An 18,307-nucleotide genomic window follows, 5' to 3' on the forward strand; every position below is an offset into this window, starting at 1 on the left:
GTTCTCCGACGTGCATGAGTCGGCGACCGTACCCACGTTCGGGAGTGATGACACCCCCAAAGGAGCAGGTGGCGCGAAACGATGCGACCCGGACGACCCGGATGGCTCAGGGGATGACCGCGACGGCCGGGTAGTCCACCGGCGGCATCCCGTACGGCGTGCGCGCGTCGAGGACGCCGCTCGGGTTGACGGTGAGGGAGACCCGTGCACCGCTCGCCAGCGGGTCGTCGGCGGTGTAGACGGCAGTGCGCACCGGGCCGTCGAGACAGGAGACCGACGCTCCGACGGCGTCCGCGCACGCCGTCCAGCTGCCGGGGATCACCGTTCCATCGGGGCGGGTGAGCTCGCCGGCGGCGTCGGTGAGGTTGAGGACCGCGGCCCCGAACCTGACCCGGATCGAGGAGGTGTCGACCGCGGATGCCCGGTACCGCGGTTGCACGGCCGACTCGCCGCTCAGCACGACCGACACGTCATGGTTGCGCAGCCGGTAGGTGCGGTGCAGCGAGGCGCCGTCGGCGACGAACCAGACACCGGGCTCGGCGGCGTAGGGAGTGCGGTTGATGCTGCACCGGGTCGGCACCCGCACCTCCCACACGCCGTCATGACGGTCACCGGAGACCAGTCGGCTCCGCTGCGGCAGGGGGGACGCCGCCCAGAAGGCGTACTTGTCGAACGACACCGCCCGCACGGGGCTCTGCCGATCGATCACGCGGATGCGGGCCACCACGGTGCGCGGGCCGTCGGTCAGGTCGATCGCGCTCGGGGAGAGCCGGACGTCGCGGACGCGCGGCGGCGTGGTGTCGACCCGCGACCGCACGCGCACGATGTCGGTGCCGAGCTGGCGCTGGATGAACGGTGCCCTTCGCACGCGGAACCGGGTACCGGCGGTGCTGTCGGACACCGAGATGGAGTCGATCCGGTAGCGCTGGAGGGCGTGGGGCGCCCACCGCGGCACGCGCCACACGCCGCGGAAGCGGTCGCCGCCCAAGGAACGCAGCTCGATCTGGGCGTTGTAGGAGCCGCGGCGGCCGAGCGAGTAGATGCTGACCTGGGGCCGCACGACATCGCCGACCGCGTCGTGGATGCGGGCGGTCAGCACGATCCGGCGGTCACCGCGACGGGCGTCGAGCCGGGTGCGGGTGGCCCGCAGCCGCGAGATGACCGGCGGCTCCCGGTCGGGGACGCCGACGACGTCGATGCCGGTCGAGGCGGCGACGGCGGCCAGGTCGTCGTCGACCAGGTCGGTGGTGTTCCCCGCCTGGTCGACCACGGTGACCTCGTCGAGCAGCAGCCGGGTCACGTCGGTGCGGCCGGGGAACTCGTTGCGACCGATGGTCACCGTGCCCGCCATGGTCGAGCGGTCGACCACGTGGAGCCGAGCAGCCACGCCCCGCGTGAAGGAGACCTCGCCGCGGGCGGGACCCGAGGCTCGCCCGGGTCCGCCGGTGTCGGCCACCTTCACGCGCACGTGCACCGTCGCGGGGCGGCGTCGGATGTCGATCGAGGTGGGCCGGAAGGAGACGCGGGTGATCGCGGGGTCGCCGTGGTCGGGATCGATGCACGGATGGAGCGGGGGCACCGCGGCCCGCGACGGGGACGTCGGACCGGCGTCGAGCCACGCCGGATCCGCCCCTGCGGATGCCACCGAGACCAGGGGCACCATCGGTACCAGGGCGGTCACCAGACCGACGGCGATGGAGCGGACGAGACGTGGCATGGCGGACCTCCCGAGACGACGTCCCTCACCTTAGGTCAGACCGGCGACTCCGCCGCGTCTCGGCGGATGGCCGCTGCGCCCCGGCGCACTTCCGCTGCGGCGCCCGCACTGGGACGATCCCGAGCATGACGCCGGAGGAGCGACTGCGGGAGCTCGCGATCCGGCACGCCGCCTTCGCCTGGCTCGACGCCCGTCGCGCCACCGGCCAGGAGATCTTCACCCAGGACGACACCACCGGGCTGTCCCTCGCTGGCGAGGTGCATCGGTTGATGCCGACCCAGCAGGGCATCTGGCGACCGGCGTCCCTGCGCGCCGCGCTCTCCATCCGGACGGCGTACCGCGCCGAGGGCGTCGCGCGGCCCTACGACGACGCCGTCGGGGAGGACGGCCTCTTGCGCTACAAGATGCGCGGGGACGACGTCGGGCACCACGAGAACCGCGCTCTCCTGGTCGCCCTCCAGGAACGGCTGCCCGTCATCTGGTGGCTCGGCGTCGCCCGCGGCGAGTACACCCCGCTCTACCCGATCCACCTGCTCGGCTTCGAGGCCGACCGGCAGCAGTTCGTGCTCGACATCGACGCCGTCCCCCAGCCCGATCTCGCCTGGCCCTCGACCGAGATCGGCATCGGCGTCGCCTACCGCCAGCAGCTCACCCTGGCCCGACTCCACCAGCGGCCCTTCCGGGCCGCGGTCCTCCGGGCGTACCGGACCTCCTGTGCCGTCTGCTCCTTCCGCCACGGCGAGCTGCTCGACGCCGCCCACATCCAAGAGGACAGCCGCGGCGGCCAGCCGGTCGTGAGCAACGGCCTGAGCCTGTGCAAGATGCACCACGCGGCGTACGACCGGCGCATCCTCGGCATCACGCCCGACTACGAGGTGCGCATCAACGCCGAGGTGCTGGCCGAGGTCGACGGCCCGATGCTGCGCCATGGCATCCAGGAGTTCCACGGCCGGCAGTTGATGGTGCTGCCGCAGCGTGCGACGGAGAAGCCGGACCCAGCGCTGCTCGAGGAGCGCTACGAGGAGTTCCTCGCCGCAGGGTGACGGCCGTGCGGATGGGGGTGCGGACGGCGACGGATACGGCTGTGCCGGATGGTGGAGCCTAGGGGACTCGAACCCCTAACCCCCTGCTTGCAAAGCAGGTGCGCTACCAATTGCGCCAAGGCCCCGTGCGGCAGGTGCCGCGAGGGAGGTGGATCAGGATCGGCGGACCGGGTCGGTCGCCTCGGCCCACAGCGCCTGCTCGGCCTGCGACTCGTCGTACTTCTTCTTCGCGACCACCGCGCCGACGGCGGCGAGGACGACCAGCAGGATCTTCTTCATCGTGACTCCCGACGGTGGAAGGGGCGCCTGGCGCAGGACATGCAGGGTGGGCCTAACAGGACTTGAACCTGTGACCTCTTCCTTATCAGGGAAGCGCTCTAACCGTCTGAGCTATAGGCCCGGGTCCGGTGGCATGCGCTGGCATGACCGGGTGGTCGGCGGGGCCGACCGGAGGGGAACACTACCCCACCGGCTCCGAGGCCGACAAAACGGCCCGGGAGTCGGTCGGAGGGCGGCTCAGGCCTCCTCGGCGAGGGTGACCTCGATGCCGCCGAGGAGCGCAGCCGCCATGTTGTAGAGGAACGCGCCGAGGGTCGCCACCGCGGTGATCAGGACGACGTTGACGGCCGCGACGACGAGCGTGAAGCCGACGACCCGCCCGGTGCCGAGGTAGTCGGTGATGTCGAAGGTAGAGCCGTCCTGGCCGCCGACGATGTCGCGCACCGTCTGGTTGATGGAGTCCCAGACGCCGGCGGCGCCGAGCACCGACCAGACCATGATCACAGCCACGACGGTGACGATGGCGAAGGCGATCGAGAGCAGGAACGCCGTCTTCATCACCGACCAGGGGTCGATGCGGCTCAGGCGCAGCCGCGCCCGACGCGGACCCTTGGGCGCCTTCGGACGGGGCGACTCCCCGCCCAGCGACTCCAGCTTGGCCTGGATGCGCTGGCTCATGCCCGGCCGGGTCGCGGTGTCCTCGGCCCGATCACGCTGGACGGAGTTCTCCGTCATCAGCTCTGGTCCTCTCCGTCGGTGGCGTCGTCGGCGTTCAGGTCAGTGGTCTCGTCGACGCCGTCAGACGCCGCCTCGGTGACGATTGTTGCATCCGGGGTCGACTCCGCCGGGGTCGCGAGACCCTCGGCGCCCTCGATCTCCTCGCCGTCCTCGGCGTCGTCGCCCGCGGTCTCGACCGAACGGGTGACCACCGCGACGGCGTCGCCCTTCTTCGGGCCGACGAACTTCACGCCCTGGGTCGAGCGGCCCGTGGGGCGGAACTCGGCGTTGATGGGGCTGCGCACGACCTGGCCGCTGGTCGTGATCGAGAGGATCTCGTCGCCGTCCTCGACGATGAACGCGCCCACCAGACCACCGCGGTCCTCGTTGGTCAGGGCCATCGCCTTGACGCCCTTGGTGCCGCGGTTGGTCAGGCGGTACTCGCTGATGCGGGTGCGCTTGGCGAAGCCGCCGTCGGTGATGGTGAAGACGTACTGGACGTTCTCGTCCGACTCCTCCGCCGCGGCCTGGGCGGCGCGGATCACCGACATCGAGAGCACGGAGTCGCCTTCGGCGAGGTCCATGCCGCGGACGCCGGAGGTGGCCCGGCCCATCGGACGCAGCTGCTCGTCGGCGGCGCTGAACCGCACGGCCTGGCCCTTGCGGGAGACGAGCAGGATCTCGTCCTCGCCGAACACCAGCTCGGCGCCGATGAGCTCGTCGTCGTCGTCGCGGAAGTTGATGGCGATGACGCCGGCCTGGCGGGGGCTGTTGTAGTCGCCCAGCCGGGTCTTCTTGACCAGGCCCGCGCGCGTGGCGAGCACGAGGTAGGGCGCCTGCTCGTAGTCGCGGATCGCCAGCACCTGCGCGATCGACTCGTCGGGCTGGAAGCTCAGCAGGCCGGCGACGTGGCCGCCCTTCGCATCGCGTGCCGCCTCGGGCAGGTTGTAGGCCTTGGTGCGGTAGACCCGACCGGCCGTGGTGAAGAACAGCAGCCAGTGGTGGCTCGTGGTCGAGATGAAGTGCTCGACGACGTCGTCCCCGCGCAGCGTCGCGCCGCGCACGCCCTTGCCGCCGCGCTTCTGCAGGCGGTACTGCGCGCGCTGGGTGCGCTTGGCGTAGCCGCCGCGGGTGATCGAGACGACGACCTCCTCGTCGGGGATGAGGTCCTCCATCGAGAGGTCGCCGTCGGCCGGGATGATCTGGCTGCGCCGGTCGTTGCCGTACTTCTCGACGATCTCGGCGAGCTCCTCGGAGACGATCTGCCGCTGGCGCGAGACGTTGGCCAGGATGTCGCGCAGATCGGCGATCGTCAGCTCGATCTGGGCCAGGTCGTCGATGATCCTCTGGCGCTGGAGCGCGGCCAGCTGGCGCAGCTGCATGTCGAGGATCGCGGTGGCCTGGATCTCGTCGATGTCGAGCAGCTCGATCAGGCCCGCCCGCGCCTCGGCGACGTCGGGGCTGCGCCGGATGAGCGCGATGACCTCGTCGAGCATGTCGAGGGCCTTGACCAGGCCGCGCAGGATGTGGGCCCGCTCCTCGGCCCGCCGCAGCCGGAACTCGGTGCGCCGGCGGATGACCTCGATCTGGTGCTCGACCCAGTTGGAGATGAACTGGTCTATGCTCAGCGTGCGCGGGACGCCGTCGACCAGCGCCAGCATGTTGGCGCTGAAGTTGGTCTGCAGCTCGGTGTGCTTGAGCAGGTTGTTGAGGACGACGCGCGCCACGGCGTCCCGCTTGAGGACGACGACGAGTCGCTGGCCGGTGCGGTCGGAGGTGTCGTCGCGGACGTCGGAGATGCCCTGCACCCGGCCCGACAGCGCGAGGTCGGCGATCTTCTCGGCGAGGTTGTCGGGGTTGACCATGTAGGGCAGCTCGGTGATCACCAGGCAGGTGCGACCGCGGTTGTCCTCGTCGACCTCGATGACCGCGCGCTGGGTGATCGAGCCGCGACCGGTGCGGTAGGCCTGCTCGATGCCAGCGGTGCCGACGATCAGCGCGCCGTTGGGGAAGTCGGGGCCCTTGATGCGCTCGATGAGCGCGTCCTGCAGCTCCTCGCGGGTGGCGTCGGGGTGCTCGAGCGCCCACCGTGCGCCCTCGGCGACCTCGCGCAGGTTGTGCGGCGGGATGTTGGTGGCCATGCCGACCGCGATACCGGCCGATCCGTTGACCAGCAGGTTCGGGAACCGCGAGGGCAGGACGACGGGCTCCTGGGAGCGGCCGTCGTAGTTGGGCTGGAAGTCGACGGTCTCCTCGTCGATGTCGCGCACCATCTCCATGGCGAGCGGCGCCATGCGGCACTCGGTGTACCGCATGGCCGCGGCGGCGTCGTTGCCCGGCGATCCGAAGTTGCCCTGGCCCTGGATGAGCGGCGCGCGCATGACCCACGGCTGCGCCAGGCGCACGAGGGTGTCGTAGATCGCGGAGTCGCCGTGGGGGTGGTACTGACCCATGACGTCGCCGACGACGCGGCTGCACTTGGAGAAGCCGCGGTCGGGGCGGTAGCCGCCGTCGTACATCGCGTAGAGCACGCGGCGGTGCACCGGCTTGAGGCCGTCGCGGACGTCGGGCAGCGCGCGGCCGACGATGACGGCCATCGCGTAGTCGATGTAGGCGCGCTGCATCGAGGTCTGCAGCTCGATGGGCTCGATACGGCCGCCCGGGCCCTGAGGAGGAGTGCCGCCGTCGGTGGGGGTCTCGGTCACGATCTGTCTCTCTGGTCGCTTCTACGGATATCTAGGGATGGAGCTAGAGACCTAGATATCGAGGAATCGGACGTCCTTGGCGTTGCGCTGGATGAAGGAGCGCCGCTGCTCGACGTCCTCGCCCATGAGGATCGAGAAGATCTCGTCGGCGTGGGCGGCGTCGTCCAGGGTCACCTGGAGCATGAGCCGGTTGTCGGGGTCCATCGTGGTCTCCCACAGCTCCTTGGCGTTCATCTCGCCCAGACCCTTGTAGCGCTGCACCGGGTTCTCCTTGGGCAGCTTCTTGCCGGCCTCGATGCCGGCCCGCATGAGGGCGTCGCGCTCGGCGTCGGAGTAGACGAACTCGTGCTCGTGCGGCTTGTTCCACCGCAGCCGGTAGAGCGGCGGCTGGGCCATGTAGACGTAGCCGTTCTCGATGAGCGGCTTCATGAACCGGAACAGCAGCGTGAGCAGGAGCGTGTTGATGTGGTGGCCGTCGACGTCGGCGTCGGCCATCAGCACGACCTTGTGGTAGCGCAGCTTGGCGAGGTCGAACTCCTCGTGGATGCCGGTACCGAGCGCGGAGATGATCGACTGCACCTCGGTGTTGCCGAGCACCTTGTCGATGCGGGCCTTCTCGACGTTGAGGATCTTGCCGCGGATCGGGAGGATCGCCTGGATGCGCGGGTCGCGGCCCTGGCGGGCCGAGCCGCCGGCGGAGTCGCCCTCGACGATGAAGACCTCGCACTCCTCGGGGTTGGTCGACTGGCAGTCCGAGAGCTTGCCGGGCAGACCGCCGCCGGATCCGAAGCCCTTGCGGGAGCGGGCGAGGTCGCGGGCCTTGCGCGCGGCGATGCGGGCCGTGGCCGCGGCCTGGGCCTTGCGGATGATCTCCTTGCCGTCGCTCGGGTTCTTCTCCAGCCAGTCACCGAGGTGGTCGTTGACGACCGACTGCACGAAGCCCTTGGCCTCGGTGTTGCCGAGCTTGGCCTTGGTCTGACCCTCGAACTGCGGGTTGGAGATCTTGAGGCTGATGATCGCGGTGAGGCCCTCGCGGATGTCGTCGCCGGTGAGGCGGTCCTCCTTCTTCTTGATCAGGCCCCACTCCTCGCCCCACTTGTTCATCAGGGAGGTCAGCGCGGCGCGGAAGCCCTCCTCGTGGGTGCCGCCCTCGGGGGTGTTGATCGTGTTGGCGAAGGTGTGGACCGACTCGTTGTAGGAGGAGTTCTGCCACTGCATCGCGAGCTCGAGGCTCATCGGGTTCGGGACGTCGTCGCCGGTGTGGGCCTCGAAGGCGAGGATCGTCGAGACGACGTTCTTGCGGCGGTTGAGGAAGTCGACGTAGTCGGCCAGGCCGTTCTCGTACTGGAAGACCTGCTCGAGGATCTTGCGGCCCTCGACCTCCGCGGCGTGGATCGCGGCGCCCTCGGCGATGCCCTCGACCGTCTCGTCGACGGTGTCGTCGGCGACGGCCTCGGCGATCTCGGCCGCCTTGGTGCGGGCGTCGCGCAGCTCGATGCGCAGGCCCTTGTTGAGGAAGGCCATCTCGCGGAAGCGCGTCGCGATGGTCTCGAGGTTGTACTCGGTGGTCTCGAAGATGTCGGGCGAGGCCCACCAGGTGATGGTCGTGCCGGTGCCCTCGCCGTCCTCGAGAGGGCGCACCTGGCGCAGGTCGTAGTCGGGGGTGCCGAGGGAGAACTCCTGCTCCCACACATGGCCCCGGTTCTTGATGGTCATGTGCAGCCGGTCGGAGAGCGCGTTGACGACCGAGGAGCCGACACCGTGCAGACCGCCGGAGACCTTGTAGCCGCCACCGCCGAACTTGCCGCCCGCGTGCAGGACGGTGAGGGCGAGCGTCGCGGCCGGCAGTTCCTGACCCGGTGCGGTGTCGGTGGGGATGCCGCGGCCGTTGTCGACGACCGTCACCGAGCCGTCGTCGTTGAGGGTGACCTTGATGGTGTCGCAGTGTCCGGCCAGCGCCTCGTCGACGGCGTTGTCGACGATCTCCCAGATGAGGTGGTGCAGGCCGCGCTCGCCGGTCGAGCCGATGTACATGCCGGGGCGCTTGCGCACGGCCTCGAGGCCTTCGAGGACCTGGATCGCGGAGGCGTCGTACTCGACCTCGTCGAGGGGGACGGCGGACGTCGACGGGGCCGCGGGGGGCTCCGGCGTCGCCAGGTCGTCGGTCGGCGTCTGTTCGGACAAGGTCCACCTCTTCTGACCGGCCCGTGGCGGGGCCATGACATGACGATGGCCGCACCCGGCGACCATCACCATCCTATCCGTGGAACGGCCCTAGGACACGTCATGGCGGCCGTGCGCCGTGGATCAGGGGGTCGATCCGGCGTCCAGAAGGGCTCCGAGGGCCGGGAGAAGGCCCTCCAGAGCGCCGAACAGGGGTCCCGCGAGGTCCCCCTACGGCGGGGAGGGTCGGCAGGGGCCCCTGTGCACGGTTCGCGGCGCGGGCCCGCCCGGTGTCGACCCGGCCGACGACCCGGCGGCGGCTCAGCCGTAGGTGTCGCGGGGTCCGCGACCGTCGCGCACCGACCGGGGGCCCTTCTTCCAGCTCGGCAGATGGGGGCCCTGGACGTCGATGAGGGTGACCGATCCGGAGCCGAGCTCGAGGTTGAGCCGCTCGACGATGCGGGGGGCGAGCAGGCGCAACTGCGTGGCCCAGGCGGTGGAGTCGGTGCGCACCACGAGGCGGCCGTCGGCGAACGATTCGGGTGTGCAGTGGGCGGCGACGTCCTCGCCGACCAGCTCGGCCCAGCGCGCGAAGAGGCCGTGCACCCGCAGGTCGAGCGCCCATCCGTGGTCGGCGACGAGCCGACCCAGGGTGGTGTCCAGCAGCTGCGGATCGCGGTCGTCGGGGTGGGCGCCGCTGAACCCGGAGCGACCGGTGCGGTCGAGGCGCGGACCCTCGCCGCCGGCACGACGGGGCCGCCGGGCGGGCCGCGTCGCGGCACCCGCGGTCGATCGGGTGATGGCCCGTGCGAGGTCGAGACCGTCGTCGCGGTGCACGGGGGCACCCGGCTCCGTCGCGGCGGCGTCCTCCGAGGCGGGGGTCCCCTCACCCTCCGACGGCGTCGTCGCCTGGTCAGTCATCGCGACGCACCTCGCCGTCGGCGACGGTGAAGCGGGCGCCGGCCAGGGCCTCGGGCACGTCCTCGGGGACGGCGGCGGTCACCAGCACTTGCTCGGCGTCGGCGACGAGGTCGGCGAGCTGGCGACGGCGTCCGGTGTCGAGCTCGGCGAAGACGTCGTCGAGCACGAGGATCGGGTCGTCGCCGTCGGCCCGCAGCAGGTCGTAGGAGGCCAGCCGGAGCGCGAGGGCGTAGCTCCACGACTCCCCGTGGGAGGCGTACCCCTTGACCGGCAGCCGCTCGCCGCCGTCGTGACCGATGGTGAGCAGGAGGTCGTCGCGGTGCGGACCGACCAGGGAGATGCCCCGGTCGAGCTCGTCGCCACGCCGTCGCTCGACCTCGGCGAGGAGGGCGTCGGCGAGCGTCGCGGCCGAGGGTCGGGTCTCCTCGGTCGGAACGGAGGAGCGGTACTCGACCTCGGCGTCGTCGCGGCGCGCGCCGCGCGCGACCGCCTCGTACGCCTTCCCGATGTAGGGCCGCAGGTCGTCGACGAGAGACCACCGTTCAGCCAGCAGCTCGCCACCGAGACGGGCCAGATGGTCGTCCCACACCGCGAGCGTGGCCAGGGCACCCTCCTGGGAGGAACCGCGACGCGCACCCCCGGCGGTCTTGAGCAGGGAGTTGCGCTGGCGCAGCACCCGGTCGTAGTCGGCGCGGACGCCGGCCAGGCGCGGCGTGCGCAGCACGAGGAGGTCGTCGAGGAAACGCCGTCGCTCCGACGGATCGCCCTTGACCAATGCGAGGTCGTCGGGTGCGAAGACGACCGTGCGTACGAGTCCGACGAGATCCCGGACGCGCGGTAGCGGTGAGCGGTTGATCCGCGCCCGGTTGGCGCGCCCGGGGTTGATCTCGACCTCGAGGACGGCGGTACGGCCGTCCTTGACCACCGCTGCTCGGACGACCGCCTGCTCCGCACCGCTGCGCACGAGCGGTGCGTCGGTCGCGACCCGGTGGCTGCTGAGCCGCGAGAGGTAGTCGACGGCCTCGACGAGGTTCGTCTTGCCCTGCCCGTTGCGCCCGACGAACGCCGTCACCCCCGGCCCGAGCTCGACCTCCGCCGTCGGGTAGGAGCGGAAGTCGTGAAGCGTGAGGTGGGTGACGTGCACGGTGGTCCTGGGTGGGCGGGGGCGGATCGCTGGGTCGCCGCGCGGCGACTCAGCCGGCGTCGCCGCCGGCGGGCGGACCCGCGTGGACGGCGTGACCACCGAACTGGTTGCGCATGGCGGCGATCGCCTTCATCGCCGGGCTGTCCTCCTGGCGGGAGGTGAAGCGGGCGAAGAGCGAGGAGGCGATGACGTGCATCGGGACGGCGTGCTCGATGGCCGCCTCGACGGTCCAGCGACCTTCGCCGGAGTCGTCGGCGTAGCCGCGCAGCTTCTCCAGGTGGGTGTCCTCCTCCAGGGCGTTGACCAGGAGGTCGAGAAGCCAGGAGCGGATCACGGTACCGGTGCGCCAGGAGTCGAAGACCGCCGGTACGTCCTCGACGAGGTCGACCGCCTCGAGGAGCTCCCAGCCCTCGGCGTAGGCCTGCATCATCGCGTACTCGATGCCGTTGTGGACCATCTTCGCGAAGTGGCCCGCGCCCGGCTTGGAGCCGGCGTGCACGAAGCCGCCGTCAGCGGGCTTGAGGGCGTCGAAGGCAGGCTGCACCTTGGCGACGTCGTCCGGTGAACCGCCGCACATGAGGGCGTAGCCGTTCTGCAGTCCCCACACGCCGCCGGAGACACCGCAGTCGACGAAGCCGATGCCGCGCTCGGCCAGCAGCTCGGCATGGGCCTGGTCGTCGGTGTACTTGGAGTTGCCGCCGTCGACGACGAGGTCACCCTCGCCGAGGAGGTCGGCGAGGGCCTCGACCGTCTTCCGGGTCGGGTCGCCGGCCGGCACCATCACCCACACGACGCGCGGCGCGGGGAGCGCCTCGACCAGCGCTTCGAGGGTCGGCACGTCGGTGACGTCGGGGTTGAAGTCGAATCCGACGACGGTATGACCGGCCTCCCGCAAGCGCGTGCGCATGTTGCCGCCCATCTTGCCCAGCCCGACGAGTCCCAACTCCACGTGCGTGTCTCCCTCTGTGCCGTCGGCGCCGGTCGCACCGAACGCGCCGTCGCGCCGTCCGGGCGGACGGCGTGCTTCTCGCCCCGACGCTACTCCCGCGGCCACGGCGACGGGAGTCGGGCAGGTTACGACAGCAGTCGACGCGGCATCAGCAGGTAGCGGAAGCCGGGGTCGCCCTCGCTGCTGCGTCCGCTGAGGACCACCGGCTTGGAGGACTGGGTGAAGGCCAGCTCGACGACGCTCTCGTCGATGGCGCCCAGCCCGTCGAGCAGGAACTGCGGGTTGAAGCCGGTGGTCAGGTCGTCGCCGTCGATGGTCGTCTCGAGGGACTCCGAGGCCTGTGCCTCGTCGCCGGTGCCCGCGTCGAGGGTCAGGACGCCGTCGTGGAACGCGAGCTGGACGGCGGTGTTGCGCTCGGCGACGAGCGAGACGCGCTTGACCGACTCGACGAGGGAGGCCTTGTCGACGGTCGCCACGGTGAGGTGCTCGGAGGGGAAGAGGCTGCGGACCTTCGGGAACTCGCCGTCGAGGAGGCGGGTCGTCGTACGACGGACGCCGCCGGGTGCCGCACCCTCGAATCCGATGATCCCCTCACCGGCGCCTCCGGCGGAGAGGGCGATGGTCACCTCGCCTGCGCCGGCGAGCGCCTTCGCGGTCGCGTCGAGGACCTTCGCGGGGACGAGGGCGGCGATGGAGACGTCGGGGGTGCGCGGGCTCCACGTGAGCTCGCGGTGCGAGAGGCGGAAGCGGTCGGTCGCGAGCAGCGAGATCGTGTCGCCGTCGATCTCGATCCGCACGCCGGTGAGCACCGGCAGCATGTCGTCGCGGCCGGCTGCGGTGACGGCCTGGCTCACCGCGTGGGCGAAGACGTCGCCGTCGACGACGCCGGTGGCGGTCGGCATGTCGGGCAGGGTCGGGTAGTCGGCCACCGGCATGGTCTGGAGGCTGAAGCGCGCGGAACCGCAGGTGAGCGAGACGCGGGCGCCGTCGAGCACCATCTCGACGGGCTTCGCGGGCAGGCTGCGGCAGATGTCGGCCAGGAGGCGTCCGCTCACGAGTGCGGTGCCCTCGCTGGCGACGTCGGCCGCGAGGGTGGCGCGCGCGGAGGTCTCGTAGTCGAAGGTCGAGAGGACCAGTCCCTCGCTGCTCGCGGAGATCAGGAGGCCGGCGAGCACGGGGGCGCTGGGCCGGACGGGGAGGCTGCGGGCGGCCCAGGCGACGGCGTCGGCCAGCACGTCGCGTTCGACGCGGAACTTCACGGTGTGGTCCTCCGACGGGAGAGGTGCGGGTGGGTTGTGAATCCTGCCATGCCGTCACTGCGCTGCGACAGGTGGTCGCCGACGCCGCCCTGTTGGCGAGGAGGTGGAGGACGGCGTCCGTCGTTCATCCCCAGGGAAGAGGCGTGGAGGACGTTCGCGGGTCGGAGGGATGTCTGGAGGTCTGGTGGAGTCATAGCGTCGGTGGAATCTGTGGACGACGCGGATCTGCGCAGGTCAGGACGGTGGATCGACGTCCACAGGGGGTGTGGATGCGTCGTGGACGAGCAGCGGCTGCATGTGGGAGCGGCGGACGGCGAGGGGATCTCGGGCCAGCGGCATCACAGATCCTCCCCGTGTAGTTCGTCGGTTCTGCGGATGTCTGTCCACAGGTGGACGGCCGACGGTGGAGGGTGCGCGCCGGGGCGTCAGGCCTGCCGGGCCTGCATCTTCACGCGGTTGGTGAGCTCGCTGACCTGGTTGAAGACGGCGCGCCGCTCCTGGAGGAGCTGGTTGATCTTGCGGTCGGCGTACATGACGGTGGTGTGGTCGCGGTTGCCGAACTGGGCGCCGATCTTGGGCAGCGAGAGGTCGGTGAGCTCGCGGCACAGGTACATGGCGATCTGGCGGGCCATCACGAGGTGGCGGCCGCGGCTGGGGCCGGTGAGCTCCTCGATGCTGAGCCCGAAGTAGGCCGCGGTCTGGGCGATGATCAGGCCGGCGGTGATCTCGGGCTCGCCGCCCTCGGGGATGAGGTCCTTGAGCACGATCTCCGCCAGCGTCATGTCGACCTCCTGGCGGTTGAGGTTCGCGAAGGCCGTGACCCGGATGAGGGCGCCCTCGAGCTCGCGGATGTTCGTGTGGATCTTCGAGGCGATGAACTCCAGCACGTCCGGCGGTGCGGTGAGGCGATCCATGGCCGCCTTCTTCCGCAGGATCGCGATGCGGGTCTCGAGGTCGGGCGGCTGGACGTCGGTGATGAGTCCCCACTCGAACCGGTTGCGCAGCCGGTCCTCCAACGCCTCGAGGCGCTTGGGCGCCCGGTCGGAGGTGAGGACGATCTGCTTGTTGGCGTTGTGGAGGGTGTTGAAGGTGTGGAAGAACTCCTCCTGCGTCTGGGTCTTGCCCTCGAGGAACTGGATGTCGTCGATGAGCAGGACGTCGACGTCGCGGTAGCGCCGCTTGAAGCGATCCTGTCGGTCGTCGCGGATCGCGTTGATGAACTCGTTGGTGAACTCCTCGCTGGACACGTACCGCACGGCGGCGCCGGCGTAGAGGCTGCGCACGTAGTGGCCGATCGCGTGGAGGAGGTGGGTCTTGCCGAGACCGGAGTCGCCGTAGACGAGCAGCGGGTTGTAGGCCTTGCCGGGCGCTTCGGCCACCGCCACTGCCGCGGCGTGCGGGAAGCGGTTGGAGGAGCCGATGACGAAGGTCTCGAAGGTGTACTTCGGATTGAGGCGCGTCTCGAGCGCCGACCCGGTCACCGGTGCCGCGGCCCGCTCGGGTTCCGCCAGCTCCGGTCCATATGTCGACATATCGATCTGTGGATGAAGAGGCAGGTCCTGCTCCGCCGGTGCGTGCGTGGTCGCACCGCTCGCGGGTGTCGGATCGGCGGCGACGTTCTCGCCGGCCGGCTCGAGGTCGGTGTCGAGGTCGGGGTTGACGGTGACGGCGATGCGGATCTCCTGGCGGAAGATCTGGCTCAGCGCGTCCTCGAGTTGGGCGCGCAGCCGGCCCTCGAGCTGACTGCGGGTGAAGTCGTTGGGGACGGCGACGATGGCGGTGTTGCCGTGGAGCGTGACCGGCTCGCTCGCGCGCATCCACGCGCGCTGGTGCGGCTGCAGGTCGGCGAGCACGCCGCGCCACGCGGTGGCGAGGTCGACGCTGTCGGTCTCGGCGGGGCTGTGGTCCATGGCCGGACTCCTGCTCGTTCTCGTCGGTCGGCGTGGGCTGGGCCTCGTCCGGCAGGCTCGCCGGCTTCGGTGTCCACAATGTTCTCCACAGGCTGTGTACCGGTGGCTGGAAAGCGTGCGTCGCGGCCCCGAGACGTCCCGAGCGGCACGTCCTTCCACGGAATCTCCGCAGGTCAGGGCCCGTTTTCAGGGTGCGGAGCCGGTGGCGTGAGCCAGGTCACGTCGTGGGGTTCCGACCCGGGGACGGGCCCTGGTGGAAGGCTCGAACCTAACCGGCTGCGACGAGGTGCGGCAACCTGTTGTCCACAGGCTGCCGGGTCCGTCCGGGGAGGGGTGTCCGGAAGGGGTGTCCTCGGTTTGACCCCCCTCCGCGCCACCGCGTACCGTTCATCGGTCACCGGCTTCGACCGGTGCCGTATGTCCATGCCTCATCCGGCGTGGGTGGGCGGTGCCGACCGGCACCCGTGCAGCCGTCCTGCGGCGCAGACACTTCCCGACTGAAAGAGACATCCCGTGAGCAAGCGCACCTACCAGCCGAACAACCGTCGCCGTCACAAGACGCACGGTTTCCGCCTGCGCATGCGTACCCGGGCCGGCCGCGCGATCCTCAACTCGCGTCGTCGCAAGGGTCGCAAGAGCCTCGCCGTCTGATCGGCGCGTCGTGCTGCCCGCAGCACGACGCCTGACCGACGGCGATCTCTTCCGCGACACCACGCGCCAGGGCCGCCGTCACGGGACACCTCGGCTCGTCGTCCACGCCTGGGACGGCGGCACCACGGAGGGGCCCCTGGTCGGCTTCGTGGTCAGCAAGGCCGTCGGCAACGCCGTGGTCCGCAATCGGGTCAAGCGCCGGCTGCGACACCTCACCCGGGAGCGTCTCTCGATGCTCCCGGGTTCTGTCGTTGTCGTGGTGCGTGCGCTTCCGGCGTCCGCCGATGCCGACTGCGCGCAACTCGCGGCTGATCTCGATCGTTGTCTGGAGCGGTGGCGGGAGGCGGTGATGGCATGAGGTGGCTGTTGATCGGCCTGCTGCGGCTCTACCGTGCGGTGATCAGCCCGCTCTACGGGCAGGTCTGCCGGTACCACCCCACGTGCTCGGCCTACGCTCTGGAAGCGGTCACGCGGCACGGTGCGTTGCGTGGTTCCTGGCTGTCAGTCCGCCGTGTCCTCCGTTGCCATCCCTGGGCCGCCGGCGGGTACGACCCGGTCCCTCCGCACCATCCATCCCCTTCCCCTGAAGGAGCCTGACCAGTGGGATTCATCGGCGACATCGGCCACTTCATCGCCACGCCGCTCTACTACGCGATCTCCGCGGTGCTGCTGTTCTGGCACAAGCTGTTCACCCTGCTCGGGCTCGACCGCGACGGTGGTCTGGCCTGGGCGCTGGCGATCGTCGGCCTGACGCTGACGATCCGCGCCGCCCTCATCCCGCTGTTCGTCAAGCAGATCAAGTCCAGCCGCAACATGCAGCTCATCCAGCCGAAGGTGAAGGAGCTGCAGAAGAAGTACGGCCACGACCGCGAGCGCCTCGCGCAGGAGACGATGAACCTGTACCGGGAGTCCGGTACCAACCCGTTCGCGTCGTGCCTGCCGATCCTGTTGCAGATGCCGATCTTCTTCACGCTCTTCCGGCTGCTCGACCAGGCCGCGAAGAAGGGCACCGCGCACGGCTTCCTCGATGAGGACCTCGCCCGCAGCTTCGGCCAGTCCCAGATCTTCGGTTCGCTGCCGATCAAGGAGAGCTTCTGGGGCGCTCGCACCTGGGGCGACGACCCGAACGCGCTCGTCATGGTGGTCGCGCTCGTGTTGGTGCTTGCGATGACGGCGACGACGTTCATCACGCAGCGGCAGTTGATGAGCAAGAACATGCCGGCAGATGCCCTGACGGGTCCCTACGCCCAGCAGCAGAAGATGTTGCTCTACGTGCTGCCGGTGACCTTCGGTCTCGGCGGTGTCGCGTTCCCGATCGGCGTGCTCCTGTACTGGACGACGTCGAACCTGTGGACGATGGGCCAGCAGTTCTACGTGATCCGCAACAACCCCGCTCCCGGTACCCCTGCGTTCGCCGAGAAGGTGGCCCGTGACCGTGCCAAGGCGGCCAAGCACGGCACGCCCCTGGAGGCCGAGGTCACCGCGACGCCCGAGGTCGAGGAGCGACGCCCCGCGCAGCGGCAGCAGCCGAAGCGCACCACCAAGTCCCAGCGCAAGCAGGCCAGCCCGAAGCCGGCCGCGAGCGACAGCCCGAATGATGGAGGCAAGCAGTGAGCCAGGAGACGACCGAATCGACCCGTGTCGCCCAGTTGGAGCGGGAGGGTGACATCGCGGCCGATTACCTCGAGGAGCTCCTCGACATCGCCGATCTCGACGGTGATCTCGACATGGACGTCGACGGTGACCGCGCTGCGGTCTCGATCGTTGGCGGCGACCTCCAGCAGTTGGTCGGCGCCCAGGGCGAGGTCCTCGAGGCGTTGCAGGAGCTGACCCGTCTCGCCGTGTACCGCGAGACCGGCGAGCGCTCTCGGTTGATGCTCGACATCAGCGGCTTCCGCGCGGCTCGTCGCGCGGAGCTCGTCACGATCGCGGAGCGCAGCATCGCGTCGGTCCGCGAGTCGGGCGCGCCGCTGGCTCTCGACCCGATGACCCCCTTCGAGCGCAAGGTGGTCCACGACGTCGTCGCTGCTGCCGGTCTGACCTCGGAGTCCGAGGGCGTCGAGCCTCGTCGTCACGTCGTGGTGCTGCCCGCCTGACGTGGTGAGCGACCTACCTGTTTCACGTGAAACACCCGCCGTGCCTCCCGAGGCACGGCGGGTGTTCGCTGCTGAGCGCCTGCCACTCCTCGAGGTCTATGCCACCAGTCTGGCGACGGCCGGCGTGGAGCGAGGACTGATCGGTCCGCGGGAAGTCCCCCGGCTCTGGGCTCGCCACCTGCTGAACTGCGGTGCTCTCGCCGGCGTCATCGGTGCCGATCTGACGGTGGCCGACGTCGGCTCCGGTGCCGGCCTACCCGGCCTGGTGCTCGCCATCGCCCGTCCCGATCTGCGGGTCACGCTCATCGAGCCGTTGCTGCGGCGTACGACCTACTTGAGCGAGGTCGTCGACGCTCTCGACCTGGCGAACGTCGAGGTCGTGCGAGGACGGGCGGACGAGCTGCATGGTCGACGGACCTTCGACGTCGTCACCTCGCGCGCGGTCGCGCCGCTGGAGCGCCTGCTCCCCTGGTCGATGCCGTTGGTGGCTCGCGAGGGGGAACTGGTCGCGATGAAGGGCTCCTCGGTGGCCGACGAGGTCGAGAGCGTCGCGGATCGGTGGGCGCGGTGGGGCCTGGCCTCGCCGCGGATCGAGCCGATCGGTGCGGATCTCCCCGATGGCGGGACGGTGGTCCTGCGAGTGGCCTGGGCGGGTGCACCGCTTGTATCGTTGCCGGTCGGCCCGCGACCGCGGCGGGCGGCCTCTGGTCGCAGCCGGCGGCCACGACGTCCGCGCTGAGCGTCCGCGGTTAT

Annotated in this window: 17 protein-coding genes and 2 tRNA genes; 7 read left to right on the plus strand and 12 right to left on the minus strand. The window is 70.4% G+C overall.

Annotation, left to right across the window (positions count from 1 at the left end):
* Positions 1 to 106: 106 nt before the first annotated feature.
* Positions 107 to 1,717: a hypothetical protein gene (locus ABD671_RS16130; RefSeq protein WP_344734453.1), complete on the minus strand. Its 1,611-nt coding sequence runs from the start codon at positions 1,715 to 1,717 to the stop codon at positions 107 to 109.
* Between the two features lie 125 nt (positions 1,718 to 1,842).
* Between ABD671_RS16130 and ABD671_RS16135 the strand changes: the two genes are divergently transcribed.
* On the plus strand, positions 1,843 to 2,760 hold the full coding sequence (locus tag ABD671_RS16135; protein WP_344734454.1) for an HNH endonuclease: 918 nt from the start codon (positions 1,843 to 1,845) through the stop codon (positions 2,758 to 2,760).
* A gap of 49 nt (positions 2,761 to 2,809) precedes the next feature.
* Here the strand turns inward: ABD671_RS16135 and ABD671_RS16140 are convergent.
* The 11 genes from ABD671_RS16140 to dnaA form a co-directional block, all read right to left on the minus strand.
* Positions 2,810 to 2,885: transfer RNA gene (locus ABD671_RS16140), tRNA-Ala, on the minus strand.
* A 28-nt stretch (positions 2,886 to 2,913) separates the two neighbouring features.
* Positions 2,914 to 3,039 (minus strand): DLW-39 family protein, encoded by a 126-nt coding sequence (locus ABD671_RS16145; protein ID WP_344734455.1) that lies wholly within the window; start codon positions 3,037 to 3,039, stop codon positions 2,914 to 2,916.
* 47 nt (positions 3,040 to 3,086) lie between these two features.
* A tRNA-Ile gene (locus ABD671_RS16150) sits at positions 3,087 to 3,160 on the minus strand.
* Between the two features lie 116 nt (positions 3,161 to 3,276).
* Positions 3,277 to 3,774: a DUF3566 domain-containing protein gene (locus ABD671_RS16155; RefSeq protein WP_344734456.1), complete on the minus strand. Its 498-nt coding sequence runs from the start codon at positions 3,772 to 3,774 to the stop codon at positions 3,277 to 3,279.
* A complete protein-coding gene (gene gyrA / locus ABD671_RS16160; protein WP_344734457.1) occupies positions 3,774 to 6,461 on the minus strand; it encodes a DNA gyrase subunit A in 2,688 nt (895 codons plus the stop codon). Before gyrA ends, ABD671_RS16155 begins: the two co-directional genes overlap by 1 nt.
* Positions 6,462 to 6,512: 51 nt before the next feature.
* The gene (gene gyrB / locus ABD671_RS16165) at positions 6,513 to 8,645 is read right to left on the minus strand and encodes a DNA topoisomerase (ATP-hydrolyzing) subunit B (protein WP_344734458.1); all 2,133 of its coding nucleotides are present in this window, start codon (positions 8,643 to 8,645) and stop codon (positions 6,513 to 6,515) included.
* Positions 8,646 to 8,945: 300 nt separating this feature from the next.
* On the minus strand, positions 8,946 to 9,545 hold the full coding sequence (locus tag ABD671_RS16170) for a DciA family protein (RefSeq protein WP_344734459.1): 600 nt from the start codon (positions 9,543 to 9,545) through the stop codon (positions 8,946 to 8,948).
* The gene (recF, locus tag ABD671_RS16175; protein WP_344734460.1) at positions 9,538 to 10,689 is read right to left on the minus strand and encodes a DNA replication/repair protein RecF; all 1,152 of its coding nucleotides are present in this window, start codon (positions 10,687 to 10,689) and stop codon (positions 9,538 to 9,540) included. Before recF ends, ABD671_RS16170 begins: the two co-directional genes overlap by 8 nt.
* Before the next feature lie 49 nt (positions 10,690 to 10,738).
* Positions 10,739 to 11,638: a phosphogluconate dehydrogenase (NAD(+)-dependent, decarboxylating) gene (gene gnd, locus ABD671_RS16180; RefSeq protein WP_344734461.1), complete on the minus strand. Its 900-nt coding sequence runs from the start codon at positions 11,636 to 11,638 to the stop codon at positions 10,739 to 10,741.
* A gap of 125 nt (positions 11,639 to 11,763) precedes the next feature.
* A complete protein-coding gene (dnaN, locus tag ABD671_RS16185) occupies positions 11,764 to 12,897 on the minus strand; it encodes a DNA polymerase III subunit beta (RefSeq protein ID WP_344734462.1) in 1,134 nt (377 codons plus the stop codon).
* 425 nt (positions 12,898 to 13,322) lie between these two features.
* Positions 13,323 to 14,807, minus strand: a complete 1,485-nt coding sequence (dnaA, locus tag ABD671_RS16190; RefSeq protein WP_344734463.1) for a chromosomal replication initiator protein DnaA — start codon at positions 14,805 to 14,807, stop codon at positions 13,323 to 13,325.
* A gap of 513 nt (positions 14,808 to 15,320) precedes the next feature.
* Here dnaA and rpmH point away from each other — a divergent pair.
* From rpmH to rsmG, 6 genes are all read left to right on the plus strand, one after another.
* The gene (gene rpmH / locus ABD671_RS16195; protein WP_344734464.1) at positions 15,321 to 15,458 is read left to right on the plus strand and encodes a 50S ribosomal protein L34; all 138 of its coding nucleotides are present in this window, start codon (positions 15,321 to 15,323) and stop codon (positions 15,456 to 15,458) included.
* Positions 15,459 to 15,468: 10 nt separating this feature from the next.
* Complete coding sequence (gene rnpA / locus ABD671_RS16200) at positions 15,469 to 15,816, plus strand: ribonuclease P protein component (protein WP_344734465.1); 348 nt, start codon at positions 15,469 to 15,471, stop codon at positions 15,814 to 15,816.
* Positions 15,813 to 16,055, plus strand: coding sequence for a membrane protein insertion efficiency factor YidD (gene yidD, locus ABD671_RS16205; RefSeq protein ID WP_344734466.1), 243 nt, complete (start codon positions 15,813 to 15,815; stop codon positions 16,053 to 16,055). The genes rnpA and yidD overlap by 4 nt, the downstream gene beginning before the upstream one ends.
* A 3-nt stretch (positions 16,056 to 16,058) precedes the next feature.
* Positions 16,059 to 17,072 (plus strand): membrane protein insertase YidC, encoded by a 1,014-nt coding sequence (gene yidC, locus ABD671_RS16210; protein WP_344734467.1) that lies wholly within the window; start codon positions 16,059 to 16,061, stop codon positions 17,070 to 17,072.
* Positions 17,069 to 17,554 (plus strand): Jag family protein, encoded by a 486-nt coding sequence (locus ABD671_RS16215; protein ID WP_344734468.1) that lies wholly within the window; start codon positions 17,069 to 17,071, stop codon positions 17,552 to 17,554. Before yidC ends, ABD671_RS16215 begins: the two co-directional genes overlap by 4 nt.
* A 61-nt stretch (positions 17,555 to 17,615) precedes the next feature.
* Complete coding sequence (gene rsmG / locus ABD671_RS16220) at positions 17,616 to 18,293, plus strand: 16S rRNA (guanine(527)-N(7))-methyltransferase RsmG (RefSeq protein WP_344734469.1); 678 nt, start codon at positions 17,616 to 17,618, stop codon at positions 18,291 to 18,293.
* Positions 18,294 to 18,307 lie beyond the last annotated feature (14 nt).

The organism is Nocardioides fonticola, assembly GCF_039536805.1.
GTDB classification, from domain to species: Bacteria; Actinomycetota; Actinomycetes; order Propionibacteriales; family Nocardioidaceae; genus Nocardioides; species Nocardioides fonticola.